This is a genomic window from Sphingobacterium suaedae, assembly GCF_042684625.1.
Lineage (GTDB): Bacteria > Bacteroidota > Bacteroidia > Sphingobacteriales > Sphingobacteriaceae > Sphingobacterium > Sphingobacterium suaedae.
In genome coordinates this window covers 1,188,084-1,214,874 of record NZ_JBHULR010000003.1, presented here as the reverse complement: position 1 = coordinate 1,214,874, position 26,791 = coordinate 1,188,084, and the positions used below count along the sequence as shown (strand labels likewise).

Annotated in this window: 29 protein-coding genes; 24 read left to right on the top strand and 5 right to left on the bottom strand. The window is 42.0% G+C overall.

Annotation, left to right across the window (positions count from 1 at the left end; all coding sequences use genetic code 11):
• Positions 1 to 55: 55 nt before the first annotated feature.
• The 6 genes from pdxH (at position 56) to ACFSR5_RS08745 (ending at position 6,545) form a co-directional block, all read left to right on the top strand.
• Positions 56 to 709, top strand: coding sequence for a pyridoxamine 5'-phosphate oxidase (gene pdxH, locus ACFSR5_RS08770; protein WP_380902773.1), 654 nt, complete (start codon positions 56 to 58; stop codon positions 707 to 709).
• A 17-nt stretch (positions 710 to 726) separates the two neighbouring features.
• Complete coding sequence (locus tag ACFSR5_RS08765; protein WP_380902771.1) at positions 727 to 1,218, top strand: NADH-quinone oxidoreductase subunit C; 492 nt, start codon at positions 727 to 729, stop codon at positions 1,216 to 1,218.
• Between the two features lie 6 nt (positions 1,219 to 1,224).
• The gene (locus tag ACFSR5_RS08760; RefSeq protein WP_380902769.1) at positions 1,225 to 2,415 is read left to right on the top strand and encodes an NADH-quinone oxidoreductase subunit D; all 1,191 of its coding nucleotides are present in this window, start codon (positions 1,225 to 1,227) and stop codon (positions 2,413 to 2,415) included.
• 240 nt (positions 2,416 to 2,655) lie between these two features.
• Complete coding sequence (locus ACFSR5_RS08755; protein WP_380902767.1) at positions 2,656 to 3,993, top strand: dihydroorotase; 1,338 nt, start codon at positions 2,656 to 2,658, stop codon at positions 3,991 to 3,993.
• A gap of 28 nt (positions 3,994 to 4,021) precedes the next feature.
• The gene (locus ACFSR5_RS08750) at positions 4,022 to 5,044 is read left to right on the top strand and encodes a S66 peptidase family protein (RefSeq protein ID WP_380902765.1); all 1,023 of its coding nucleotides are present in this window, start codon (positions 4,022 to 4,024) and stop codon (positions 5,042 to 5,044) included.
• Between the two features lie 4 nt (positions 5,045 to 5,048).
• Complete coding sequence (locus tag ACFSR5_RS08745; protein ID WP_380902763.1) at positions 5,049 to 6,545, top strand: M14 family zinc carboxypeptidase; 1,497 nt, start codon at positions 5,049 to 5,051, stop codon at positions 6,543 to 6,545.
• Here ACFSR5_RS08745 and ACFSR5_RS08740 read toward each other — a convergent pair whose 3' ends face one another.
• Together ACFSR5_RS08740 and ACFSR5_RS08735 are read right to left on the bottom strand one after the other, a co-directional pair.
• The gene (locus ACFSR5_RS08740; RefSeq protein ID WP_380902761.1) at positions 6,546 to 7,088 is read right to left on the bottom strand and encodes an AAA family ATPase; all 543 of its coding nucleotides are present in this window, start codon (positions 7,086 to 7,088) and stop codon (positions 6,546 to 6,548) included. It lies immediately after the preceding gene.
• A 185-nt stretch (positions 7,089 to 7,273) separates the two neighbouring features.
• Positions 7,274 to 8,908 (bottom strand): ABC-F family ATP-binding cassette domain-containing protein, encoded by a 1,635-nt coding sequence (locus ACFSR5_RS08735; protein ID WP_380902759.1) that lies wholly within the window; start codon positions 8,906 to 8,908, stop codon positions 7,274 to 7,276.
• Between the two features lie 211 nt (positions 8,909 to 9,119).
• Between ACFSR5_RS08735 and ACFSR5_RS08730 the strand changes: the two genes are divergently transcribed.
• Positions 9,120 to 10,253, top strand: a complete 1,134-nt coding sequence (locus tag ACFSR5_RS08730) for a phage integrase SAM-like domain-containing protein (RefSeq protein WP_380902757.1) — start codon at positions 9,120 to 9,122, stop codon at positions 10,251 to 10,253.
• Here ACFSR5_RS08730 and ACFSR5_RS08725 read toward each other — a convergent pair.
• Together ACFSR5_RS08725 and ACFSR5_RS08720 are read right to left on the bottom strand one after the other, a co-directional pair.
• Positions 10,242 to 10,565 carry a helix-turn-helix domain-containing protein gene (locus tag ACFSR5_RS08725; protein ID WP_380902755.1) on the bottom strand — a complete coding sequence of 108 codons (324 nt, stop codon included), beginning with the start codon at positions 10,563 to 10,565 and terminating at the stop codon, positions 10,242 to 10,244. The genes ACFSR5_RS08730 and ACFSR5_RS08725 overlap by 12 nt on opposite strands.
• Before the next feature lie 393 nt (positions 10,566 to 10,958).
• Entirely contained in the window at positions 10,959 to 11,732 is a 774-nt protein-coding gene (locus ACFSR5_RS08720) for a LexA family transcriptional regulator (RefSeq protein ID WP_380902753.1), read from the bottom strand.
• A gap of 144 nt (positions 11,733 to 11,876) precedes the next feature.
• Between ACFSR5_RS08720 and ACFSR5_RS08715 the strand changes: the two genes are divergently transcribed.
• The 17 genes from ACFSR5_RS08715 (at position 11,877) to ACFSR5_RS08635 (ending at position 25,811) form a co-directional block, all read left to right on the top strand.
• Positions 11,877 to 12,485, top strand: a complete 609-nt coding sequence (locus ACFSR5_RS08715) for a helix-turn-helix transcriptional regulator (RefSeq protein WP_380902751.1) — start codon at positions 11,877 to 11,879, stop codon at positions 12,483 to 12,485.
• Positions 12,467 to 12,703: a hypothetical protein gene (locus ACFSR5_RS08710; protein ID WP_380902749.1), complete on the top strand. Its 237-nt coding sequence runs from the start codon at positions 12,467 to 12,469 to the stop codon at positions 12,701 to 12,703. Before ACFSR5_RS08715 ends, ACFSR5_RS08710 begins: the two co-directional genes overlap by 19 nt.
• On the top strand, positions 12,693 to 12,995 hold the full coding sequence (locus tag ACFSR5_RS08705; protein ID WP_380902747.1) for a hypothetical protein: 303 nt from the start codon (positions 12,693 to 12,695) through the stop codon (positions 12,993 to 12,995). Before ACFSR5_RS08710 ends, ACFSR5_RS08705 begins: the two co-directional genes overlap by 11 nt.
• 84 nt (positions 12,996 to 13,079) lie before the next feature.
• Positions 13,080 to 13,310 (top strand): hypothetical protein, encoded by a 231-nt coding sequence (locus ACFSR5_RS08700; RefSeq protein WP_380902745.1) that lies wholly within the window; start codon positions 13,080 to 13,082, stop codon positions 13,308 to 13,310.
• 12 nt (positions 13,311 to 13,322) lie between these two features.
• Positions 13,323 to 15,329 carry an AAA family ATPase gene (locus tag ACFSR5_RS08695; RefSeq protein WP_380902743.1) on the top strand — a complete coding sequence of 669 codons (2,007 nt, stop codon included), beginning with the start codon at positions 13,323 to 13,325 and terminating at the stop codon, positions 15,327 to 15,329.
• A 380-nt stretch (positions 15,330 to 15,709) separates the two neighbouring features.
• Positions 15,710 to 16,567, top strand: coding sequence for a recombinase RecT (locus tag ACFSR5_RS08690; protein WP_380902741.1), 858 nt, complete (start codon positions 15,710 to 15,712; stop codon positions 16,565 to 16,567).
• Complete coding sequence (locus ACFSR5_RS08685) at positions 16,567 to 17,301, top strand: MBL fold metallo-hydrolase (protein ID WP_380902739.1); 735 nt, start codon at positions 16,567 to 16,569, stop codon at positions 17,299 to 17,301. The genes ACFSR5_RS08690 and ACFSR5_RS08685 overlap by 1 nt, the downstream gene beginning before the upstream one ends.
• Before the next feature lie 22 nt (positions 17,302 to 17,323).
• Entirely contained in the window at positions 17,324 to 17,446 is a 123-nt protein-coding gene (locus tag ACFSR5_RS08680) for a hypothetical protein (RefSeq protein ID WP_380902737.1), read from the top strand.
• Complete coding sequence (locus ACFSR5_RS08675) at positions 17,439 to 17,729, top strand: hypothetical protein (protein WP_380902735.1); 291 nt, start codon at positions 17,439 to 17,441, stop codon at positions 17,727 to 17,729. The genes ACFSR5_RS08680 and ACFSR5_RS08675 overlap by 8 nt, the downstream gene beginning before the upstream one ends.
• 37 nt (positions 17,730 to 17,766) lie before the next feature.
• Entirely contained in the window at positions 17,767 to 18,651 is an 885-nt protein-coding gene (locus tag ACFSR5_RS08670; protein ID WP_380902733.1) for a DUF4373 domain-containing protein, read from the top strand.
• On the top strand, positions 18,648 to 20,123 hold the full coding sequence (gene dnaB, locus ACFSR5_RS08665) for a replicative DNA helicase (protein ID WP_380902731.1): 1,476 nt from the start codon (positions 18,648 to 18,650) through the stop codon (positions 20,121 to 20,123). The genes ACFSR5_RS08670 and dnaB overlap by 4 nt, the downstream gene beginning before the upstream one ends.
• 57 nt (positions 20,124 to 20,180) lie before the next feature.
• A complete protein-coding gene (locus tag ACFSR5_RS08660) occupies positions 20,181 to 20,555 on the top strand; it encodes a hypothetical protein (RefSeq protein ID WP_380902729.1) in 375 nt (124 codons plus the stop codon).
• Positions 20,552 to 21,307 carry a terminase small subunit gene (locus ACFSR5_RS08655; protein WP_380902727.1) on the top strand — a complete coding sequence of 252 codons (756 nt, stop codon included), beginning with the start codon at positions 20,552 to 20,554 and terminating at the stop codon, positions 21,305 to 21,307. The genes ACFSR5_RS08660 and ACFSR5_RS08655 overlap by 4 nt, the downstream gene beginning before the upstream one ends.
• Entirely contained in the window at positions 21,307 to 22,821 is a 1,515-nt protein-coding gene (locus tag ACFSR5_RS08650; RefSeq protein WP_380902725.1) for a terminase large subunit domain-containing protein, read from the top strand. Before ACFSR5_RS08655 ends, ACFSR5_RS08650 begins: the two co-directional genes overlap by 1 nt.
• A gap of 24 nt (positions 22,822 to 22,845) precedes the next feature.
• Positions 22,846 to 24,417, top strand: a complete 1,572-nt coding sequence (locus ACFSR5_RS08645) for a phage portal protein (protein ID WP_380902723.1) — start codon at positions 22,846 to 22,848, stop codon at positions 24,415 to 24,417.
• A gap of 148 nt (positions 24,418 to 24,565) precedes the next feature.
• Positions 24,566 to 25,396, top strand: a complete 831-nt coding sequence (locus tag ACFSR5_RS08640; protein WP_380902721.1) for a DNA adenine methylase — start codon at positions 24,566 to 24,568, stop codon at positions 25,394 to 25,396.
• Between the two features lies 1 nt (position 25,397).
• Positions 25,398 to 25,811: a hypothetical protein gene (locus ACFSR5_RS08635; RefSeq protein ID WP_380902719.1), complete on the top strand. Its 414-nt coding sequence runs from the start codon at positions 25,398 to 25,400 to the stop codon at positions 25,809 to 25,811.
• Here ACFSR5_RS08635 and ACFSR5_RS08630 read toward each other — a convergent pair whose 3' ends face one another.
• Positions 25,812 to 26,633, bottom strand: coding sequence for a hypothetical protein (locus ACFSR5_RS08630; RefSeq protein ID WP_380902717.1), 822 nt, complete (start codon positions 26,631 to 26,633; stop codon positions 25,812 to 25,814).
• Positions 26,634 to 26,791: the final 158 nt, after the last annotated feature.

Genomic DNA, 26,791 nt, shown 5'->3' with positions numbered 1-26,791 from the left:
ATCCCATCGCTTTTGACTAAGTTTGTTCTTGTATATCAACAGACAGACTTTAACCATGTCGATCATCCATAAAGATATCGCAGCTATACGTGTAGATTATAGTAAAGATAAGTTAGACGAAAATCGCGTACGCCCCGATCCGATCATCCAATTTCAGCATTGGTTTGCAGAGGCGCTAAAGGCGGAAGTTGTCGAGCCAAACGCTATGGTTCTCTCCACGGTCAGTGACGATGGTTTTCCATCTTCTAGAGTGGTGTTACTGAAAGATATAAAGCCTACTGGTTTTAGCTTTTTTACAAATTATCATAGCAAAAAGGGAACAACTATGACTTCCAATAAGCAGGTGAGTTTACTCTTTTTTTGGCCAGAATTGCAACGGCAAGTACGGGTGGAAGGCTGGGCAGAAAAATTGCCTGCAGACGATTCAGATGAATATTTTGCATCGCGACCGAAAGCTAGCCAAATAGGTGCGTTAGCCTCGCCTCAAAGTCAAGAGATCCCCAATAGGATGGTGCTCGAGACGCGGGTGAAGGAGTTAACGCAACAGTTTTCCGACAGAGACATCGTTCCTAGGCCTGCTTATTGGGGCGGATATTTGGTCACACCGCTGCGAGTCGAATTTTGGCAGGGGCGGAGCAATCGTTTACATGATCGGATTGAGTATGTTTTTACAAACGGGCGATGGTCAATTCATCGTTTGGCACCCTAATACCTGATTGCAAAAAAATGATTGCAAAAATAGAAGAACTTATTACAAGTACTATTGGACCGGAAGCTATAGTGCGAATCGAAGAGCATCCATTAGAACCAATCCTTGTGGTCCAGGCACGGAAACTGTTAAAGATTGCGCAGTTTCTGCGAGATACTGAAGGATTATATTTCGATTTTTTATCTAATATTTCTGCGGTGGATTATTTTCCGGAAGACAAATTCACCGTCGTATATCATATTGCCTCTCTCCCGTACCAAACAAGATTGACGTTGAAAGTAGAATTGATACAGGACCGTCGATCTGAGCTGTTGCCTGAGGTGGAATCTGTTTCGACTGTGTGGCGTACGGCGGAATGGCACGAACGGGAGGCTTTCGATTTGATGGGGATTTTTTTTACCGGGCATCCTGATCTGCGACGGATATTGTTACCAGACGACTGGCAAGGGTACCCATTGCGAAAGGACTATGAAGACGCAGCATCGTATCACGGAATTTCAATTAAATAGCGATAGATGACAAGATATACGGAGGGCCTGGAAAATTACAGGAAAAAGATTGCTGGGATCGGTTCGCAGGAAATGGTCATCAATATGGGGCCACAACACCCGTCAACGCACGGCGTACTGCGTTTAGAACTCATTACCGACGGCGAAATAGTTAAGGAAATCATTCCGCATCTGGGGTATTTGCATCGTTGTTTCGACAAACATGCGGAATCTATGAACTATGGTAAGACGATTCCGTTCACGGATCGATTGGATTACTTAGCCTCGATGAATAATAGCCATGCGTTTGTTATGGGGGTAGAGCGTATGTTGGGCATTGACAAAACCATTCCGAAACGGGTAGAATACATACGGGTATTAGTATGCGAGTTGAATAGGATTGCGTCGCATCTCATTGCAATTGGAACGTATGGGATAGATATTGGGGCTTTTACGCCGTTTATGTGGTGTTTTCGTGACCGGGAACATATTATGAATATGTTAGAATGGGCTTCTGGATCCCGAATGCTTTATAACTACATTTGGATAGGTGGCTTATTTTATGATTTACCCGTTGGTTTCGAAGATCGCTGCACAGATTTTGTCAATTATTTTAAACCAAAATTGGTAGAACTCGATGAGCTTCTCTCGAATAATCAAATTTTTATCGCACGAACGGCTAATATAGGAGCATTACCTGCCGATGTGGCCATCAACTACGGCTGCAGCGGGCCCATGCTTAGAGCCTCGGGTGTAAGGTGGGATTTACGACGTATAGACGGCTATTCGGTATATCCCGAACTCGAATTTGATATTCCGATAGGAAAAGGTGAGATGGGGACACTGGGTGATTGTTGGGATCGTTACAAAGTGCGCGTAGACGAAGTTAAAGAATCCGTGCACATAGTAGAACAGTGCCTGGAACGATTGAAAGGTGATTTTAAACGCACCCCATCTTTTGACCCACGTGCAATGGTTCCTAAAAAGGTTAATTTAAAATCACAGGAATATTACATTCGCGCCGAGAATCCTAAAGGTGAATTAGGTTTTCATTTTGTGACGCAAGAGAAAACGGATATACCGAGACGCGTAAAAGCGAGAGGACCAAGCTTTAACAATCTTTCCGTATTGCCCGAATTAGGAAAGGGACAATTGATCGCCGATTTAATTGCTATTCTTGGATCAATTGATATTGTGCTTGGTGAAGTCGATAGATAGTAACAAAATGCATGATAATGCACGTTGTAACTTGCATACATCCGGTAGAAATACTAGATTTGTAGTCTCATAATTTAAGTTTATAATTGGTTAATAGGAAAGCTCGTAATCGCCCGATTACGGGCTTTTTCTTTCTCGCAGGTTTTGTTTTTCGTCAGGTATTCGTAAATTCGTTAGCGCGATAAACCTTGTTTCTGAACAGACAATATACCGCGCTTTTACTTAAAAATTACGTTTACCATGCCATCTATTCTTATTAAATCTGCACAAATCGTTAACGAAGGTAGAACGAGTACAGGCGATGTTTATGTCAACCACGGTCGAGTCGAAATGATTGCTGAAGAGATCAATCATCATGCAGATCATGTTATCGATGCAAAGGGGCTTCACCTGCTTCCAGGATTAATAGACGATCAGGTTCACTTCCGCGAACCGGGGTTGACCTATAAAGCAGATATCTGGCATGAGAGCAGGGCTGCGGTAGCTGGTGGTACCACGTCCTTTATGGAGATGCCAAATACTGTTCCCAACACATTAACACAACGTCTTTTGCAGGAGAAGTACGATATTGCGTCGGAAAAATCGCTGGCGAACTATTCGTTTTTTATGGGGGCTGCCAATGATAACCTGGAAGAGGTATTAAAGACGAATCCACGCGACGTCTGCGGCATTAAGATCTTCATGGGATCTTCTACAGGCAATATGTTAGTCGACAACCAAGAAACGTTGGAGAAAATTTTTGCCGAGGCACCGACTTTGATTGCCGTACATTGTGAAGATGAAGCGACTATCCGCGAAAATTTGGCGGTGTATAAAGAAAAATATGGAGAAGACGGACTTACGGCAGCAATGCACCCACAGATCCGGTCAGAAGAGGCATGTTACCTCTCTTCGTCCAAGGCGGTCGAGCTAGCTAAAAAACACGGTACCCGACTTCATATTTTACACATTTCCACAGCGCGGGAGACCACACTGTTCGAAAATGACAAGCCACTTAACGAAAAGAAAATTACCGCAGAGGCGTGTATACATCATTTGTGGTTTTCAGATGGAGATTACGCCAAAAAGGGAAATTTTATCAAATGGAATCCAGCAGTCAAGACTGCACAGGATCGCGACAGTATCCTACGGGCCATTTTAGATGGGCACATTGATGTAATTGCTACCGATCACGCACCCCATACATTAGAGGAAAAAGAAAAACCATATATCCAGGCCCCTTCTGGAGGGCCACTGGTTCAACATGCCCTTCAAGCATTGTTGGATTTAGTGAAACAAGGAAAACTAACCCTGGAAGAACTGGTGCAAAAAACAGCGCACAATACAGCAACACTGTTCCAAATTGAAAGCCGAGGATTTATACGCGAAGGGTATTGGGCTGACTTAGTACTGGTAGATCTGAATCGACCTTATACGGTGAGTAAAGCAAATATCTTATCGAAATGCGGTTGGTCACCATTTGATGGGCATACATTTTCGTCTACAATCGTTCATACACTGGTTTCCGGCAATTTAGCGTATACAGACGGGGAGATCGTCGAAGTGGGAACTGGTCACCGCTTGTTGTTCAATCGCTAATTGCATGGATACTCGAGCCTTTCTTAAAATGTTATTAGTCGGACCCGCTGCTATGAGCGCGCTGCCAGTCATTGGGTCTTCGAATGCCACACGCACAAGAAATACGAGGCTGGCTCCAGCAGTGCTGAAGCCGGGCGATACGGTCGGTTTAATTACACCAGCAGGGGCTCTAAACGAAGAAGACGCCATTCTTACAACGCGAGAAGTGTTCGAGAAGCTCGGTTTTAGGGTAAAAGAGGGTGCACATATTCGCGAACGTTATGGAAATTTAGCGGGAAAAGATGAACAGCGTGTCGCCGATATCCATGCCATGTTTCTGGATGGGGAGATTAAAGCAATCGTCTGTATCCGAGGTGGAAATGGAGCCTCCCGACTGTTAGACAAACTGGATTATGAGTTAATTGCCCGACATCCCAAAGTACTTTTGGGTTACAGTGACGTCACGGCTCTGTTAATGGCTTTTTATGCGAAGTCTGGGTTAATATCATTCCACGGAGCCGTCGGAACCAGTACATGGAGCCACACGTTGGCCGATGCATTTAAGCGGCAGTTTTATCAGAACGAGCTTTCTCATTTCGAAAATCCACCCGCTGTGGCAGATAATTTTATAAGATATAACGATCGAATCCGGACGCTTCATCCAGGCGTCGCAGAGGGGGTGCTGTTGGGCGGCAATCTCACCTTGCTATCGGGATTATGTGGATCACCTTATCTGCCGGATTTCAAAGGTGCAATTTTATTTCTAGAGGAGGTCGACGAAGACACAGCTCGTTTAGACCGTATGTTCTGCCAATTGAAAAATGCCGGCATATTGGCCGACGTCAAAGGAATCATTTTCGGAAACTGCACAAACTGTAAACCCGCGCACGGTTATGGCTCTTTGACTCTGGATCAACTGTTAGAAGATTATATCAAACCACTGCACGTTCCGGCTTATACAGGAGCCCGCATTGGACATATTAACAATCAGTTTATTTTACCAATCGGTGTTCGCGTTCGAATGGACGCCGACAAAGGGACAATAGACTTATTAGAAAAAGCGTTACATTAGTAAGATGAAAAGAACCTTCGTGATTATCGGTATAATAGCCTGCCTTCAATCTTGTACTCCCGTTTCGCACAACGAAAAATCCGATTATACGGACGCCATGACACTAGATACTGCACAACTCATTACGTTACACGAAAAATATAAAGAACCGGCTCTTTATCATCGTCGATTTAAACATCAGGATATCGATTCGCTAGTTCAAACGCACCGTACCAAAGGGATTGTACGGGCAGAAGAGATCGGAAAGTCGGTGGAAGGTAGAGCCATTTATAAATTGACCTACGGAGAGGGACGCAAGAAAGTCATGCTGTGGTCGCAAATGCACGGTGATGAACCAACGGCCACCATGGCGTTGTTTGATATCGTTAACTTTCTAGAAGGAGGGGGCGATGGGATGGACTCCCTTCGTCTATTACTGAAGCAACATCTACAGTTGCACGTTATTCCTATGCTCAATCCGGACGGTGCTGAAAGGTACACACGAAGAAATGCCCAACAGATCGATCTAAACCGCGATGCTCGTGATGGGCAAACAGTAGAAGGAGCTCTCTTGAAAAGAGTAGCCAAGCAGATTAAACCGAATTATGGCTTTAACCTGCATGATCAAAATATCTATTATAATGTGCCGGGTACAAAAAATCCTGTGACCATATCCCTGTTGGCTCCAGCCTATAATTACGAACGGGAAATTAACGATGTGCGTAGAGAAGCAATGCAGATCATTGTTGGAATGAATACCCTCCTTCAGCGATATATTCCCAACGCCGTTGCAAAATACGATGATACCCATACCCCCCGTGGATTCGGGGATAACTTTCAGGGGTGGGGGGCGAGTACGGTACTGATAGAGTCCGGCGGAAAAAAAGGAGATCCAGAGAAGCAGGAAATACGAAAATTAAATTTCGCCATCATCCTCAACGCACTCTTGGAAATTGCACAGGAGTCGTATAAACGATACGACCATACCGATTATGATAAAATCCCATTCAACGCATCCCAATTGCACGACGTGGTCATACGGAATGTGCGTGCTGGAAATGATTCCATTCCTCTAAAAACGGATGTCGCAATTCGTCGAGGCGAGGTGACGGTGGACCGGGATTATTTCGTTCGAGGGAGGGTAGAGGACATCGGCGACTTGGATGAGTCGTTTGGCTATGATGAGCTTGATGCCGAGGGATTGTTTTTCGTAACTGGGAAAACGTATCCGCAGACATTTGAATCCATCGAACAGATACCCACAGCGCGAGCATTCGAATTGCTAAAGGAAGGGTTTATTGCAGTAAGGGTTCAAGCACGCGGACAGGAACGTCTGCATAATTTACCGCTGGTAGTATTCACCCAGCAACATTTTGCAGCGACCCAGCAGCTCGCGTTAGGCGGGACGACCAACTTTTTTCTGGGAAACAGTCAGGGATTGCAATATGCTATTGTAAATGGTTACCTGATTAACTTAAATTCCGTGTCGTCGAAAAACCTCTATAAGAATCGCGTCAATTGATCAGATTTGAGTTAAAATAAATTCAACGCGTTGGGCTATACTGCCCATAGGAACCTCAATTGGCGTGTACCCAAAATTCTTATACGTAGCGAAAAGCATATCCGACGTAGCGCAGGCTTCTTGCCATGACTGCTTGCGTTCTTGGTCTGTTTCGTAGATATCTCTCCATGGCGAAAAGAAGAAAACGATGGGGTTGTACACATATTGTCTCGCCAGTTGGATATACGATTCCTTCAATGCGATGCATTCTAAAGCCGCATACCCAATGGCATCCAGTATGCCTCGGTCAAAAAAAATAGGGCCATCGGATAGTGTGCTTGCCTTTGAATAGCTGTCTATGGCAGATTGAAGCATATGCATGGTGTAGGATCGTTTATCTTTCCATGGAAGTGCATCGCCTTTTTTAGCCTGTTGTTCCCGGATAATACGACGAGCATCTTCTTCCATGCACACATACCCACGATTAGACAACTCGCGGATGACAGAAGTTTTGCCAACTCCAGGACCTCCCGTGATAACGAAAAAATTGCTTTTATGAAACATGATGTGAGTAATTAAAAAATAAGTCCTGTCGGAATGAAAAAGAGATCATGAGGAATTTAGGTCTCCGACAACACAAAGATAGTTATTTCTGTCGAACATACTGTTCGGTATACCTTATTGAAGGATTTCCCCTATAAACAACAAGTCCTGCTTTTGGGGAGCAGGACTTGTCATATGTGTCTATTTTACTTTTTTTTACGGTATAGTTCTTCCCGTTGCACTTTGACAACATCCGAGTTGATATATTCATCATATGTCATCAATTTGTCGATGATACCATTCGGCGTCAGTTCAATGATCCGGTTTGCCACTGTCTCGGTTAGCTCGTGGTCACGAGATGTAAACAACATAGAGCCTCTAAAATCCTTCATTCCATTGTTTAAGGCGGTAATGGATTCGAGATCTAGATGGTTCGTCGGTTCGTCAAAAATCAAAAAGTTGGCCCCCTGCAACATCATTTTAGAAAACATACAGCGCATTTTTTCACCTCCGGATAAGACGGAAACCTTTTTCATCACTTCCTCACCGGAGAATAACATTTTTCCGAGGAAGCCGCGAATAAATTGTTCGTCGGCGTCGGGCCTAGTGGTATAGTTACGGAGCCAGTCAATAAGATTCTCCGTGCTGCCCTCAAAATATGCTGCATTTTCAATAGGCATGTCTGTGGGCGTGATGGTAACACCCCACTTGAATTCTCCTCCAAAATCTTGATCACGACCACTCAATATTTCATAGAACGCAGACGTCACAAGCGAATTCTCAGCAAGAACGGCGATTTTATCCCCTTTGTTCACCATGAAGGTAATGTCTTTAAAATACACCTCCCCGTTTACGGTTTTGCTTAGCCCTTCAACATTCAGGATTTGGTCTCCAGGCTCTCTATCCATTTGGTTGAACATAATAGCTGGATATTTTCGGTTCGAAGGTTTAATCTCTTCGACATTCAGTTTATCCAAAGCTTTTTTACGGGATGTCGCTTGTTTTGATTTAGAAGCATTCGCAGAAAATCGCCGGATGAACTCCTGCAACTCCTTGATCTTGTCTTCCATCTTCTTGTTTTGGTCAGACCGCTGCTTTAGTGCGAGCTGCGACGACTCATACCAGAACGAATAGTTTCCGGTGTAGATTGTCATTTTGCCGAAGTCGATATCAACGATGTGCGTACACACGTGATCCAAAAAGTGACGGTCGTGAGATACAACCAATACAATAGCTTCGTATCCCGCCAAGAAGTCCTCTAACCAAGCGATGGTGTTAATGTCCAGATCGTTGGTGGGCTCATCTAAAATCAAGATATCCGGGTTGCCAAATAAAGCTTGTGCCAAAAGGACGCGCACCTTCTCATTACCATCCAATTCCTTCACCAATTTGTAATGAAGTTCCTCTTTGATACCTAGGTTGCTCAGCAAAGTAGCCGCATTAGCTTCGGCATTCCATCCGTCCATTTCCGCAAACAGGCTTTCTAGTTCGCCGGCCCGCTCACCATCTGCATCAGTAAAATCTTCTTTCATGTAGATGGCATCTTTTTCTTTCATGACCTTATATAGATCTTGATTACCCATCATGACAGTTTCTAGTACCGTGAACTCATCAAACTCGTAGTGGTTCTGCTTTAATACCGACATACGTTCTCCGGGCGTAAATGCAACGGAACCTGTTGTTTGATCTACTTCGCCAGATATGATTTTTAGGAAGGTGGACTTACCCGCGCCATTTGCGCCGATAATGCCATAACAGTTTCCTGGAGTAAATTTCAAGTTGACATCTTCGAACAGCACACGTTTGCCGTAGCGAAGGCTTAGATTCGATATATTAATCATTAAACTATAATTTTATATTCGTTTTTAACGCTATAAGTCTTGTTTTCAGTGTTTTAGTTTCCGATGCTCGTCATTTTCGCTGTTAAAGTGAGCAATAGTGAACAACTATTTTTGTCTATCTTTGCTCAAAGTTATTTACAGATAATTTACAATGGCAACCGTATCAGCAGTTATACTTAAACATCATAAAAAACAAGATGGGTCTTGGAACGTGAAGATTAGAATAACCCATAAAGGGACTTCTTCCTATATTGACACGTCTTATTATGCGATGAAATCAGATGTAACTTCGACCCGTTCTGATTCGGGTACAAAGATACGATTAAAAAAGGTATTTATCGACACTTACTTAACTGCATCTGTGACCGAGTACCGAAAGAAGATCAACGAGTTGGGTGCTAGAGTTGAGTTTTTGACGGCTTCAGATATTAAAGAAATAATCACTAAGGACAACGGGCAGATTGACTTATTTGAGTTTGGCGACCGATATATTAAAGCCTTGCTGGAGGAGGGAAGAGAAACGACTTATGCTAGGCGCAAAAGTAGTTTTAAGAAGTTCAAGGAATTTACTGGAAGGAAAGTGTTTAGTCCGGAATTGTTGACTTCCAAACTACTTAAAGATTACGAACGACACCTGCTCAAATCTGGCTTAAAACTAGTCAGTTTAATTAATAATATGGCAGATATTCAAGCGGTATTCAATAAAGCCAAATATGAATATAATGATGAAGAGCTTGGCGTGATTAGAATTCACAACAGCCCTTTTTCTAGATATAGCCCACCTGAGGCTCCTCCATCAAAAAAAAGGACACTGGATATAGACTCTATAAAGAGAATTAGAGACGTAAAATTGACATCCGTAGCAGATCAGATTTCCAGAGATCTATTTATGTTGTCGTTTTATATGTGCGGTACTAATGCAAATGATTTCTTTGCATATTTAACTGATCCCACGATCGTCCGATTTGAATATACACGGAACAAGACCAAGGGTAAACGAGCAGACAATGCATTTATAAGCATAAAGGTTGTGGACGAGGCCCGTCCGTTGGTAAATTCTCTGGCTGGTCCGCTACAGGCGCGTTACAATACGCCTAGAGGACTAAATAACAGGTTATCGGAATCTTTAAAAGGGATCGTTAGTGTGCTGTCCGAAGTTCCGGATTTAACGTTTTATCACGCTAGGCACACCTTTGCGACGTTAGCTCGAAAGTGTGGCTATAGCCGTGAGGATGTGGGTGCTGCACTCAACCACAAACGCAAACTTATTACCGACGATTATATAGATGATGATTGGACTTTAATTGATAAAATCCAAAGATCCGTGTTGGATCTACTTAAATAATTCTTTGCCGGATTCTTTCTCTAGCATTCGAACGCGGGTTTCTAATAACGTGACACGGGCGATCAATTCTGAGCTAGCGCTGGCCGTTTTCTTTACGGTTTCGCCGGTCAAAATCCAATTGATGTCAGCTCCGTACTTATTCGCGATGAAAATTAAAACTTCGACGTTGGGCATCCGGTGTCCATTTTCAATTCGGGAGATAACCACGGGCGTTACTACGTCGATATCTTCCTGGCTGATCTTGTTGTCTTTTCTAAATTTTTTAAACCTTTGGCCGATCATTACTAAGGTTTCGTCTTTTTGTTCTGCCATTTATATTTTAGTTAATTTATACATATTGTTACCCAGCCACAGGTGTTGGGAAATCGGATAGATTTGCTGCAAATCCAGTTCGAATAAATTTGTGTTGATAACACACTGCGAAAGTAAATGATCAATAAATTCTGTGTATTCCTGAACTTTAGATCTGCTAGTGTCTTGGTAGTTTACGTTTAGATAGCCGATCACATTAGATCCCTTTCTACATTTTAATCCAATAGTGTTTATTTCGATTACATCAAGCCTTACTTTGTCCGGCTTTGGTCGAACGAACACCCCTCCAATCACGGATCCTTCAACTTTGCTGAATTGTTGAATCAAGTGAGATCGGACCATTTTCAGGATTCTCATTTCAAAGACTGTGTATTTGATGATCTTTCTCAAAAGCTAACGCAGCTCTCTTTTGACAACATTATATATTTCTTCTATGTCATCTAGGCATACATCGAAGTCCGGATACTTCTCTTTGTCAGGATTCAGAGAACGAAGAATCAATATGCCGTTCTCTAGATCTTGATGGGCGATCTGTTTTGTGATAATGCCCTCGGTCTTGTGAACGAAAATCCAATTAGGCCACTGGTGATTATGAAGCCTGCTCTGCCAGTGTTCTCGTTTTACTAAACGGCCGGTAGCTATCGTACCGTCAGGCATAGCCTCCTTTATGTCGCCATTATCCATGCTGTGCCCTGAAATTTCAAACGATCGATATTTCCCTCTTACGTATTTATCTACAGTTATATAATGCTTTGGAAGTTCTTCTAAATATTCCTTATCCATGTATCCGCTTAAATATCCAGCCTGAGCATACACAGGCACTAACTCTGTCCCCATTCGATATCTACCTGGTGATATCTCGATAAACTTTGTGTCTCCGTTTTCATCGTAGGTCGTCGGATCACCAATGTCTCTAGCGTTTGATCGGCTCGATGGCACGGGTTTCTGATCACCAAGCATGGAAAGACTGATCTTCCCATGTAGCACGAAGTCAATCGTAAGATTGTAAGTCTCTGCTATCTTTTTTGCAACCTCTAAACCTATTGGTTTACCTCGGGAAATGTTGCTGATAAATTGAGGGGAAACGCCCAAGTCTTTGGCAATCTTGCTTCCTGATAATCCTAGTTCTTGTTTAAGGTAGGAAACAATATTAAATATTTTATCCACTATAAATCAATAAGTTAATTAAAATAAACCAAAAAGTTTATAAATACGTTTTAATATTTAAACCAAATGGTTTACATTTGTACCATACGAACAAAACAAAGGTAATACAATAAGTTAATACGGACAATCCCAAAATAGTACCAAATGAGTAAACAAAGGATATACGCGGGTATGATTGACAAAGGGATTGAGTTCTTTGAAGATCTTGAAACTAAAATTCTTTATTGCTCGCATGATATGCGGCAATATCGTTGGCCACACTTCCCGAAAAATGTAATGCGGGAAATAAAAAAGGATATGCTACGGAATCCTCAGGATCTGAAATATCTCGCACAGTGGCCCAACCTAAGGTCGGAGGATAGGGTGTACAGATACATCCTGTGCAAATTCGGAGGCCTGGATGATGAGCCAGATATTAATTCTGATGGAAAGGTTCATCACTCAGAATATTACGAATGCGGATTAAGAGGAAAATGTCCATTCGAAGGTAAATTGTGTAGCTCAATTAAAGTTGCCAACGGTTACCTCACGAAAGCCGAATTGGAAATCCTTCGCTTTATTCGACTACCAGACAAACAGATCGCTCAAATTCTCAACAAGTCTCCTGAGACAGTATCAAGTCAGATGCAAAGTATTCGGACAAAAACCGGCGAAGTAGACAAAGTCAATCTAGCAATTTTTGCAATCGAGAAGGGGATCAACCTTTACAATCCCAAATCTAAAAACAAAACAAAATGGAGATTATCAAGATAGAAAAGCAGCCTACTGTAGCAGATCACATTAGAGCAATGGAAGGAGGGGATACGCTTCGATTCGATATTTCCCATATGAAAGTTGTACAGGAGCATACTAGCCGGACGATGAAAAAAGAGAAGCCGGGACTTAAATTTTCCACTGAAGTTAATTACGGCAAGAGGTTTATAGAAGTCCATGCGGAGCTGAAAAGGGAGGGGGTGTCTCATGCAATTTAAAACGATTTCTATTGTAGAACCTGAGCTTATTGCACTTCTGAATGAGACAGCCGAATTAGGTGCGACTAAGGCACTCGTGAGTATAGGTGCTGCTAGCCGGTACATCACCAAGCAACAAGCCTACAAGATTGTTGGGAGCAGGAGGACTGTAGATCGCTGGATTGTAGCTGGAGCATTAAAGGTATGTCATTCCAAAATCGATATTACTGAATTAAACGCTATAGCTGCCAGTGCAAACTTGGCTACTTATGTACACACAAGAAAAAAGAATAATGAAAAAGCTGATAAATAAGTTGTTCTCCCGAGAGGACCTTGCCGGAATGGCCATTGTAAGCGTGGGCGCCATATTGATACTGATCTTAAAGCTGATTTCATAATGGGGTTTTTTCATGACGAATCACTGGCGAATCTAGGATTTAGCAAGTATGAATGGAACGACGAGGATTTGGGTAAGGTTGTCGATCACAAGTTTGAAAATAAAGATTTATCGATCGAAATAACCAATTACCAAACCGTCGAAATCACCACGAGAGGTCAGTATATAACACTCCCAAGCATTACGAACACACAAAAACTGGAGGAATTAATTAAACTTTTAACAAAATAAAATCTATTCATTATGAATATCCTAATCAAAACACTACACATCATCAATTTTAAAGGAGTCAAAGACTTCCGGTTGGACTTTAACCACGTCACAAACATTTACGGAGCCAATGCTACCGGCAAAACCACAGTATTCGATGCTTTTCTTTGGCTACTTTTCGGTAAGGATTCCACCGATCGCAAAGATTTTAATATTAAACCTCTTGACATAAACGGCAATAAAACTGACAGAACAGAGAACGAAGTTTCTGCCGTAATAAACGTAGACGGGGTTGAAGTTTCTATACGACATATACACAAAGAAAAGTGGACAAAAAAGCGGGGGGAGGCAATTGCCGAGTTTACAGGTAATGAACACTTGTATTTCTGGAATGAAGTTCCTCTTCAAGCCGGTGAATTCCAAGCGAAAATTAACGACCTTCTGAATGAAAAGGTTTTCAAGCTCATCACGAATCCACTTTACTTCAATTCCATGAGCTGGCAGGATCAGCGTCAAGTATTAACGGACATATCGGGCGAAATTACTGATCAGTACCTTATAAGCAAGTATCCTGAGCTACAAGAGTTATTAAATAACCTTGATGGAAAAACTTTGAAGGAGCTAAAAGCGATGATTTCCGCATCTAAGAAAAAGCTGAAAGAGAATCTTGAACAAATTCCTGGTCGAATCGATGAATTAGAGCGAAGTAAACCGGAGTCTATAAATGAGAAGGAAGTGAATATCAAGATAGCGGAATTGCAAACGGTCTATGATGATCTGGAGCGCCAGATCGAGAACAAAAATGAAGCGTTCAACAAAGCGAATGTCGAAAGGAACAGTTCCATACAAGAGAACCAGGAAAAGATCCATTCCCTTAAACTTCAGAAACAAGGCATCGAGGCGAAACATCGATCTGAGTATTTGGCAGAACTGAATACCTCTCAGTCAGGGGTAAATGAATCTCGGGCCCGAGTATCTCAGCTGGAGTCTCAGCTTTCGACACAAAGGATACAACTTCAACAACTTGAACAGAGTCATGTATCGCATTTACAACGACTGCTAAGGGATAAAGAAGACATTGAATCGAGAATGAGTAGTCTTCGTGAGCTATTTCGGTCTGTCAATGCCCGAGAGTTGAACGATCATGACACGCATTGCGGAGAATGTGGCCGAGAGCATGAGCCGGACAAACTTGAGGAGGTTCGCGAGAAGTTCACCAATCGAAAGAAAGAAGAACTGGAAGGTATTAACATTCAAGGAAAGGGTCTGGCTTCTGACCTTGCAAAACGTGACGATGAAGGTAAGGAGGCTATACGGCAATTCGAGGCAACTAAAGAGGCGATCGAGAGATCAATATTAAACCTTGAGACATTTCTGGTTGAAGCCAAGGAAGGGGTTTCTGCTCTTGACGCAGCTGCAATCGTCGTAAAATCGGTTGAAGAGCGTTTGAATGAAGACACTGAATATGATTATGTCGGTGACCTGATCCGCGAGTTAGAAACCAAGGTATTCGATGTAGAATCAGTTGACTTAGGAGATTTGCGTATTCGCAAAGCTACCGTAAATGCAGATATCGATTCTCTAAAACGTCAGCTAACTATAAAGGAACAAATCGAGCGCGCAGATAAACGTATCGCAGAACTAAAAGCGCAAGAGTCCCTATGGTCCCAGGAACTAGCTTCCTTTGAAAAGCAGGAATTTTCTGCTGACAAGTATGAGCGCGCTAAGGCAGAGGAACTGGAGGCTCGTGTAAACGGGATGTTTAAATATGCCAAGTTCACTCTTTTCAATAAATTGAATAATGGGGGAGAAGAGCCTACTTGTAAGTCGACATATAATGGAGTACCATTTTCGGACCTAAATACGGCAGGAAAGATACTTGTAGGTATCGATATTATAAACACCTTGTCCGCGCATTATGCGGTAATCGCTCCCGTCTTTTTGGATAACAGGGAATCTGTATCAGTAATCCCTGAGACCGCTGCACAAGTAGTTAATTTGATCGTATCTCCAGAGGATAAAGTTCTAAGGGTTGCATAATGGCTAAAAAAAATTTCGCGCCACGTATTATACCACAAGTGACATGTGTCGGGTGCCATTTCAAAAAGCATGATGATGGTGTATTGATGTGGTGCGAAAAAATAAAAATGCCTATGGCGACCAACACAATCAAACAATGTATCTATAAATCCTTAATATAAAAAATCATGTCAAATCAAAATCAATCAGTTGCAACCACTTCAAATAATTCAGCAGTTGCCGTACCACAACCATCCCAGTCAGAAAGATTTACCCACGCGGTAATGAAGGAGTTTACAACGAACGCCGGCAACCTAGAGGTTACAAATTTTCAGAAGAAGCTTATCCAAAATTATTTCATTAAACTGGATATGACTCTCAAAGAGAATGAGACGAAAAGAATGTCAAAGAGAGAACCTGACCCGTTAGAATTCAGCTGGAAGAACGTTAACATGGCTCAGCTGGCACTAGACGTAGTTGCTTATTCAAGCATAGGTCTTGATCCTTTACAGGATAACCACATCAACCTAATTCCATATAAGAATAACAAGACTAACGTTTTCGACATCGGCTTTATTATCGGTTACGAAGGAATGAAGATTAAAGCTGTGAAATATGGTTTTGAGGTTCCTGACGATGTTATTGTAGAAGTGGTTTACTCCAATGATAAATTCAAGTCATATAAGAAAAACAAGGATAACAATATCGAGTCGTATGACTTTGAGATCACCAATGATTTCGATAGAGGAGAAGTTATCGGAGGTTTCTATTATCATGTTTTTCATGACAAGCCGGAGAAAAACAAGCTAAAGGTGATGACTATGAAGGATATCCAAAAACGGATACCAAAGTATGCATCGGCGGAATTTTGGGGAGGTGAAAAAAAGAAATATGGTTCCAATGAAGTGGAAAGAGTTGAGGGATGGTTCGATGAGATGGTGGAAAAGACTATTAAGCGTGCTGCATATAATTCCATTACTATTGACAGCGAGAAAATCGACGATCACCTTGTTAAGATGATGCAGACGGAATCACTTTCATTATCCGGATCTGACCAAACCCTATTGGAATTGAAATCGGATATATCCAATAATGCTAACAAAAAACAGTTGGGCTTTGAGGATGCGGAAGTTATTGTTGATCCTGTCCTAAATAATACTGAGCAACGTTACTCAGAGCCTGTCAATCAATCACCGATGCCTAGTGCCATTCAGCCTAATGATAATCCTGGTAACGATCAAACTGAGCTGGGATTCTAATGCGATTACATATAATAAATAGCAATAGTGAAGGCAACTGTTACCTTTTCACCGACAATGAGGGAAATACTCTCGTTGTCGAGTGCGGGGTAAGGTTCGATAAAATCAAACAAGCATTGAACTTTGATTTCAGCAAGGTTGTGGGATGTATTGTTACGCATGAGCATGGCGATCATTGCAAAGGTGTGAAGGATGCTGTAAAATTTGGTTTAGACATTTACGCGACCTCAGGAACCATTAAGGGATTCAAGTTTGAAAGTTATCGGCTTAACAGAGTTTCAAAGAATCGAAAGTTCTCTTTGGGACCGTTTGATATTATCGCCTTTGATACCCACCACGATACAGCCGAACCTTGTGGATTCTTGATTCGTCATAAGGAAATGGGTACAACCCTTTTTCTTACCGATACCATATACTGTGGTTATACGTTTCCCGGATTGACAAATGTTCTTATCGAAGCGAACTACAGTCAAAGTATTATCGATCAGAAACTGGCAGAAAATCCCTTTTTAAGAAATCGAGTGTTACAGTCACATATGTCAGTTGAAACTGCCATTAAGACCTTGAAGGCAAACGACCTTACAAAAGTAAACAACATTGTTTTGATCCATCTTTCTGACCGTAACAGTGATGCTAAGGTTTTCAAGCAGATTATAGAGGAATCGACCTTGAAAACTGTTACAGTTGCAACTGCAGGACTAATAATTGAAAATTTTAACGAAACACCATTCTAATAAATCCAATACCAAAAATGTGATGAATGATCAAGAAAAAATGGCACAAGCCCAAAATAGATTGAGAGCGGTTGTTGACGACGCCTTAATGCTTGCTGGGGCAGTTTATGGTTTAATCGATGTAGAAGGGTTAAACCATGTATAATCGGATTATTCTCTGCGGGTTCGGGTTTACAGGATGCGAGCTAGTTGCTTTGGCAGCACTTTCAAAAGAATCATACGTTGCGATCGAAGAATTAGCAGTTGAAATAGAAAAATTGAGACGTACATCGATATTGATCGTTGATGATCTCAAGCGTATCCAAAGTGACGCTGCTGTATTGCCGGATCCTATACCGTATGTAGACGGACAAATCAAGAAAGTCAAGCCTAAATACGTTCGGCAACAACATAAATACGCCAAGCGATACCACGGCAGAAGGAAATAACTAGATAATTGAAAGGAGCACTTAAGTAAGTAGGGATATGGCAAAGGAATCATTCTATTTCAGTCATGATTATGGGTCTAGGAACGACCCTAAAATTGTAAAGGTTTTAATGAAACTAGGGCAAGAGGGTAAGGGGGTATATTGGGATCTAATAGAAATGCTTTACGAGCAAGGTGGGTATCTTATGCTATCGGATTGCGATAGCTATGCGTTCGCATTGCGTACATCAGAAGAGTGCATTACGAGGCTTGTTCAAGAGTTCGGATTGTTTGAAAATGACGGAGAAAAATTTTGGTCTAACTCTGTTCTTGCCCGAATGGATAAGCGAGATATCAAATCACAGAAGGCAAAGGAGAGTGCCCTTAAAAGATGGAATAAGGCCGATTCTAATGCGAACGCATCGCAAAATGATACGAACGCATTGCGTTCGAAAAGCGAACCCAATGCTATAAAGGAAAGTAAAGGAAAAGAAAGTAAAGTAAAAGAAGAAGAAATAGATAAAGAAGAAAATCCTTCGTCTCCTGCTGCTCCTAATCCAGTATTCAAGAAAGTTTTTGAGTCGATGGATGATGTTATGAAATCGATTATTGAAAATGAAAACTCGCTCAATGATATCGGTGCCGTAGCAAAAATTCCTAATCCAGCTGACGTTCCAAAAATGATTGAGGAGTTTTGCAATTACCAGAAAGCAATAGAGAAGTTTCACACAGATCGATCGGAGTTCAAGAAACATTTCTTCAGCTGGTATGCTCGAAAATATCCAAATGTTTCATCGGATAAAAATTCTGCAGGAGATTCTCCACCGGATCGGCAAGGGTTGGAAGATACTGAAAAGATTGGCAAATGGATATGGCTGAACAACGGATGGAGGGATACAACGACTTTTCCCGAGCACCGAAAACTACATTACGGGATTAAATGATGATAAAAAAAGATACGAGAGGTAATCTACCTCCGATGGCACTGGACCTGGAGGAAGCGGTACTGGGAGCAATTATTTCGGAAAGTTCAGCAATGATGTTCGTTGCGGATATCCTAAACCCCGAAATGTTTTACACCGAAGCACACCGGCTAATCTACACCGCATGTCAGGAGCTTTCGATTTCGAGCGATCCTATGGATTTAGTTACTGTCACCGCGAAGTTGCGAAAAAATGGAAATCTGGAAAAAATTGGAGGGGCTTACTACCTCACTCAACTAACGGATAAAGTGGTGAGCTCAGTGAACATTGAGTATCATGCGCGGATAATTTCCCAAAAATTCATGCAAAGAGAGCTTATCAAACTTTCCCAAGTAACGATTCTGGACTGCCATGATGAGACGAAGGATATATTCGAAATTCTGGATACCTACGAAACTCAGAGAGACAACATCGTAAATCACGTATCAGCGAAAAAGGAGGTTAGCCAAAACGCAGCGGTCGAGGAATTGATTGCCGACATCGTCAAGAAAGCAGAAATGGGAGTGAAGGAAGTAACGGGCGTGGATACCGGAGACAAGGGACTGAATTCCTTTACCGGTGGCTGGCAAAATTCCAATCTAATCATTGTCGCTGCACGTCCGGCCATGGGCAAAACAGCATTCATCCTGAGCAAGGTCATAAGCGCCGCGAAATCAGGGAAGAAAGTTGGAGTGTTTTCCTTGGAGATGGCTAGATCCGAGCTTTTGACGCGGGTTGTTTCTTCGGAAACTGAAATTCCTCTAGAAAAAATCAAGAACTGCGCAATGGACGCAAATGACTGGAACCGACTTCATAGCCGACAGCCTGTAATTCAGAATTTGCCAATCTACTGGGATGACAGCGCGCATATGACGATGATCGAGCTGAGCGCAAAAGCCAAGCGAATGAAGCGACTTCACGGTGTAGAAATGATCGTAATTGATTATCTTCAGCTCTTAACGACCAAAGCAAAAGATAGATACAACGCGGTGAGCGATATTTCCAGAGGCCTCAAAGTTTTGGCAAAGGAGCTTGAAATGCCTGTAATCGCATTGTCACAGCTAAGCAGGTCCGTCGAATCTCGACCGGGGAACAGCAAGCGACCAATGCTTCAAGACTTGCGCGAATCCGGTTCAATCGAGCAAGATGCTGACATGGTTCTCTTCCTGTACCGACCGGAATATTACGGAATCGATGAAGATGAAGAAGGTAGGCCAACTGCTGGCATGGCCGAAGTGATTATCGCAAAGAACAGATCCGGGAAAACAGGCACAGTACAGAACAGATTCCAAGGTGAAATCATGAGATTTTCGTCGTGGGATGAAAGCACAGATTCAGATGTTATCACCGATTTTTCATTCGTGAATCAATCCGCCCAGCTGCCCTCTAACGATTTAAACCACCATGCGAACTGGGATTTTGAATCTAAATTACCTGATGACCTTCCGTTTTAAAACATCCAAAAACATATACATTTGGATATGTAATTTTAAGTTTTTAGCTTTGTTTGCATGGATAAAATGGTTTTGAAACTTGTATTGAAGAATAATCCCGAGATTGATGTCGAGGTTTACCGTCAGGCTTTGATGCCTATGACCCTTGACTTATCAATTGTTGACGGACTCTTCAATGAGATCGAGCCATCTCCAAAAAAACATAATTCCGAGTTACTTTTCACTGCTGCAATGCTATTGCTCTTTTCACCGAGAGCAATTCTTTTGTCCGAGAAGTCAGAGTATGGAATAATGAGGATAATCAAAGAAAAACTTGGTTTAAAGCAACATCAGTACGCTTCTTATCGGGTGAAGGTCGCCCGCGAACTATATGAAGTTGATAAGGTGTTTAGACAACTAGTTAATGATTGTGTGGAAAGGGTGAGGATATGAGTGATACACCTAAATCCAAACTAACGAAAAAGCAACAGTTGTTCGTTGACAACTATCTTGTGCACTTTAATGCCACAAAGGCAGCTTTGCAAGCAGGGTATAGCAAAAAAACGGCTTATTCGATCGGTAACGAGAACCTGAAAAAACCTGAAATTTCTGCACACATTGAAGCTCGTCTGAAAGAATCCCGCATGAATTCGGACGAGGTAATGAAGATGATGAAGGATATTGCTGGGTCCAACTTGAACGATTACATGAAGATCGTGGAGAGGGAGCGGATTAAACCTGTCAAGAAATCTTTACACCTCCTGATCGAAAGAAAAAAGTTGGAAATCAAGCGTGCCTATATGTACATCGAACGCAAAGGGTTTACGGACCAAGAATACGATGACTACGTAACTAAGCATATCCTGCCCCTAGAAGATGATATTCTTGTTGCGGAGATCGATTTGGAACTTGACCCCTTGGCGACGTTCACTGACAACGAAGTTGAAATCTTTGAATCTATCGAGCTTGACCTCGTTAAGCTGGCCAAGGACAAGGAAGGCGGTAAAATCAAATCATTCGAGTGGAAAGAGTTTGGCCCCAAGGTCGAAATGTATGCGGTGGATGGGATGTTGGATAAACTTGCTCGAGTCAACGGAATGTATTCTGATACTCTGGTGGTTGACGATAAAAATAAGATCGATCCTGAATCTTTATCTGATGAGACATTGCGCAACCTTCTGAGCGCGGTAAAAAGGCAACAGTAGTGGACGAGGTTGTTGACATATTATCGACCCTAGATGTTAGAGAACTTCAGGGAATATCCTTCAAGCGAGGGATATTTGATTTTATTGTCGAAACCCCAAAAGGGAAGCATGCAAAACAAGAGGAGGCTCTTCAAATCCTCACAGACAACGTAACCGAGGAATTTTTGTATGGTGGAGCTGCCGGCGGAGCCAAGTCGTGGACCGGCTGTTGTTGGTTAATGTTCCAGTGCTGGAACTATCCGGGTACAAGATGGTTTATCGGCCGGGAAGAGTTAAAGCGTATTACTGAATCAACACTAATCACTTTTTTCAAAGTCGCCAATGCTTACGGCCTCCGGAATGGGATCGATTTCAGGTACAACGGTCAAAAGAACTTTATCCAGTTTAAAAATGGTAGCCGCATTGATTTACTGGAACTTAAGTACAAGCCCAGCGATCCCGTGTATGAGCGTTTCGGTTCCACTGAATATACTGGAGGCTGGATTGAAGAAGGAGGAGAAATTGATTTCGGGGCTTATGATGTACTTAAAACCCGAATTGGACGTCAGTATAACGAAAAGTATGGCTTGATAGGTAAGCTGTTTATCACTTGCAATCCTAAGAAGAACTGGATGTATACTACGTTCTATCTTCCTAATAAGCAGGGAAAGCTTCCAGAGATCATGAAGTACCTCGCTGCTTTTGTTCAAGATAATCCGCACATCGACGGAGGTTATGTTGAGCGTTTACGGCGAACAAAGGACAAGGCTAAACGAGAGCGTCTGTTGCATGGAAACTGGGAGTATGACGATGATCCGAACGCAATGTGCAAATACGATGATATTATCGCACTTTTCACGAACGATCACGTTTGGCACCGGTATAACAATCTGACCGAAAAACCAAAATTGTACATTACTGCTGATATCGCAAGATTCGGATCGGATAAGGCCCGAATAGGGGTTTGGTGGGGTTGGATCTTGATCGAGCACCACGCGTTTGATAAATCCTCTACCACCGAAATCCAAGCATGCATCAACGCTTTGAGAGCAAAGCACAGTGTTCCTGCTCACCAATGCATTGCTGACGAAGATGGAGTGGGGGGCGGAGTCGTTGACAACTGTGGTATTCTTGGGTTTGTTAATAACGCCAAACCAATTGTGACGGATGAAGCTAAGGAGAATGAGACGCGGTTCTACGGCGATAGCAGGAGTGATCTTCCGCCGCAACAGGAGAACTACCAAAACCTTCAAACTCAGTGTGCATACCTCTTGGCCGATGACATCGCAGGTCACAATATTCTGTTGAAGTGTATTGAATCTGAATCTGAGCGCCAAGAAATTAACGAAGAGTTTTCTTGGCTCAAGACTTACAAGTCTGATTCTGAACGAAAACTTCGTATCCTCCCAAAAGAAGAAGTAAAAAAGGAAATCGGTAGATCCCCGGACTGGCGGGATCTTATTTTGATGCGTAAGTACTTCGATCTTGTATCTGAAACCGAAGAAATTGACGATACAATATTCGACATGTTTTAATCCTAACTACTAACAACACTAACGATGGCAAAGAAAAAAGAAGTAGAACAAAAAACAAACGAACAAATTCCAAGAGAGATTTTGCCGGTTGTTGTTGAGAAGGTGGGCTCGCAAAACCTTCCGGCATATGCTACGGCAAAGCAGGAGTATGAGGTCGAGCAGCACAAAGTATTTAGTACAGGTGAACATGATAGACCAAAAAGGAAAAAGCGAGTTCCCGTGTTAGGTCACGACGGTGCCCCTCTGTTAGATGATAAAGGTAAGCCTCAGACTACTATAAAACTTGTTGATGTAAACCGGATCGGTGTGCCCCTTCAAAAACTAATAGTAAAACGCCGTGTTGCATTTATGAACGTGGGGAAGATACAACTTGAAGCGAATCCAGTCACAGCCGATGAACAGCGTTTATATGACATTGTAAAATTCATTCGGGATGATAATAAGATTGAATTCATCGAAAAGGAAATTGCCCGTCGTCTACTTTCCGAACTGCAAGTTGCTAAATTGTGGTATTCTGAACCCATAATTTCTTCAGAGTACTGGGGTGCATTGGTCCGTCAAGGCGGGAATTTTCGTATGCGGTGTAAGGTACTATCTCCCGAGCTTGGGGATACGCTGCTGCCTGTTTTCGATGATTTCGGCAAAATGGTCTACTTTGGTAGACAGTATAAGTCGAAGCCCGGTTTCTCTGAGTTAGTATCAAATACTGAATTACTTCTTGGGAATTATTCAACTTTCGAGGATGAACGTTTCGACGTATATTCAGACAGATACATATACAAGTTCAGGAAGGCTAGACCAGGAGAGACAGTCGTTTCCACTCCAAGCAACAATGGATGGATTATTGAAAGTGTTAAGGCGCATTCCTATGGTAAAATTCCGGTAATATATTACAGTAAGCCGGCTCCACCCTGGGCAGACGTGCAATCGGCCATTGACCGAATTGAAGCACTTCTATCGGATATTGGAGAAACTAACATATACCATGCCTCTCCAATATTCGCGATGTTTGGTGACGTAAGCGCCAAGATGCTAGAGCGTGGTGATCAAGGAAAGGCCCTTCAAATCAAAGGCGAAAAAGGTGAGGCGAAGTACATCACATGGGATCAGGCCACAGATGCAATCAAATTGGAAATGGATAATCTTATGCGCGTAGTGTTTGAAGGTACTCAAACTGCCCAAATGTCCATGGAAGACCTGAAAGGACTTGGCGCCGCTTCTGGAGTCGCATATGATCGTATATTCATGGACCCTCACTTGGCAGCACGTGACGAGATTGACGGCGAGTATGGTTTAGGAACGAAACGTGATATAAACTTTCTGACTACTACAGCTGGTGTGATCGATACCAGCTTATCAGCAGTTTCTAAAAGATTCAACATAGGCTTCGATGTTCCTATATATCGGATAAATGATGATGGTGAAACTTTAGATGTACTAATTAAAGCGAAGAATAACAAATTGCTTAGCCAAAAGACGGCTGTTGAATATTCTCCGCTAACTAAAAATGCCGATGACGAGATAGCTCAGATAAAAGCCGAGACACAAGAGGAGATGGATAGGCAGTCAGCGATGAAGCCGGCTCAACTGGAGTAAATCAAAAAGTCCCCCAGCATATTTAAAAAGTTTCTCACGCTCATTTAAATAAAACCCATAACAGGCCTGCCAGAGGACCAAAGTCTTCTCGCCTGTATGGAATTTTAAATAAGCGTGAGAAGCAACAAAGATAGCAAATATTAGATATATGGGAGATTTAAAAACACCGATTACTTATTACGGAGGTAAGCAAAATTTATTGAGTACGATTATTCCTTTGTTTCCGCAACACGATACCTATGTTGAACCATTTGTTGGCGGTGGCGCCGTCTTCTGGGCGAAGCGTCCTAGCGAAGTGGAGATAATCAACGATTACAATAGGGAGTTAATCAACTTTTATGAAGTGTGTCAAAATGAATTCATTGAACTCGAGAAGATGGTCCGTATAAGCCTACATTCCAGATCTCATCACGCTGATGCATCAGTGATGTACAACAACCCGCATCTTTTTACAAGGATTCAGCGCGCCTGGGCCGTCTGGGTTCTTTCTTCTCAGTCATTCAGCTCAATGCTGGACGGCACTTGGGGTTATGACATCGCTAAAGGTACGACATCCCGTAAGATCAGTAGGAAGCGAGATTCTTTTACAGAGGACTATGCTATTCGGCTCCAGAATGTGCAGATTGAAAATACCGATGCCCTGCGGGTGATAAGATCACGAGATAGCGAGAATTCGTTTCACTATTGCGATCCTCCGTACTTCAATTCAGATTGCGGCCATTACGACGGATACTCGGAGGAGGATTTTGAAAACCTATTGAAAACGTTAGCATCGATCAAAGGGAAATTCCTTATGAGCAGCTATCCCAGTAAAATATTAAGCGACTATACAAAAGGAAATGGTTGGCAGGTTAGAACCGTCGAGCAGTCGGTTAGTGTAGCAAATGGGACAGGAAGTCCGGGTAAGAAGAAAATTGAAGTGCTTACCGCAAACTATGATATGACCAATCCGACATCCTCTCTCACTTTATTTGGATGATATGAATAAATACGAATTTGAAATAGTAAACTTTGGCGACGGGTATTGGCACGAGTCTACCTTAGCCACAATGAGCGGGTTACCATTCGCTGAAGTTCATGCCGCCGTTAAAGCTACCGGGCGAGATCGATGGGGCGGGCAACTGTACGTTATAACCTTTCAAAGCCTTGGGTTCAATACGAATCCGAGGTTTGTTAAGTTTGACCCGAGCACAAGTCTTCCATGCATCCTAAGATGCCGTAATCACGTAAAAGGTTATTGGTATGTATTTTATTATAATGCCGGCGTTGTTTATGACTGTGTCGGTAATTCTTTTCTCCTAAATGATCACGGTGAGGTTACGCTAAGAAACGGATCCTACTTTTTAAAGTGTTACGGGATGAAAGTTACGTCGATGCTTCAGGTTTGGGTATAGCTATTTTAGATATGAATAAACGAACTTACCTGCTGCATACAGAATGGCACCTATACCAATATTCAAAGAGCCTATAATTCCGATACCGATAAAGTATTCTACAGAAGTATGTCCAGATAGAACCAAATAAGACAATATGACCAAAGTAGAGGTAAAGCCTATAGTAATGGTGTAAATTCCGTTTCTTTTGTTTTCTTTCTCTTGGTCCAGATTTTCTTTTATAACCACTGATTTTTTTGGTATTCTCATGAATAACATTGGATCGTGATGCCATTTCTGAGAAGAAACTAAAATACTGAATTCTATGAAGTCTTTCCTGTTAAGTGTATCTATATGTATCTGGCGATTTCTTTTTAACCATAAACCTTCCTTGATCAAGTTATCCGGAATTGTAGCTTCAGAATTGTTAGATAGTATTTCGCGTATTTCTTCGAAATGGTCATCTAATTGGTTAGTATACTCATCTCTTTCTTGGACGTGTGATGTAGGAGGCAAGTAAGACAAATTGTAAGACAATATTTGGCTCTCATCATCAGTATAAAAATTCAGTGGAATATTTTCAGAATCAAAATTGGAGTTGTTTTCAATTTTAATAGTAAATAAGTACAATGAGTTGACAGCATTGTTATCAAATGAAATTTTTAGCTTTCCGATTAAATTACTATCGCTGGGAAGGCCAATCATTTGTTTTCGTCTTCCTACTTTTAATTCAAGTCTTCTATTCTTGTAACGTTCAAGAAGGATACCAAAGAAAAATGGTAATAGTACTAGTCCTATTTTGAAAATGGCTGAAATAATATCTCGAGAAAAAAAATCATTCATAATTCAATCGTTTGGTTGTCCAAATATAATCAGTAAAATGTAAATCATGCAAATATCTATTTTGCATTATTAAAAACATATACAAATATATAAGTAAGTATAATTTTGTGTTATTCAGTTTTTACGAGGCATGTACGAATTAGCTACTCGGACTTGGC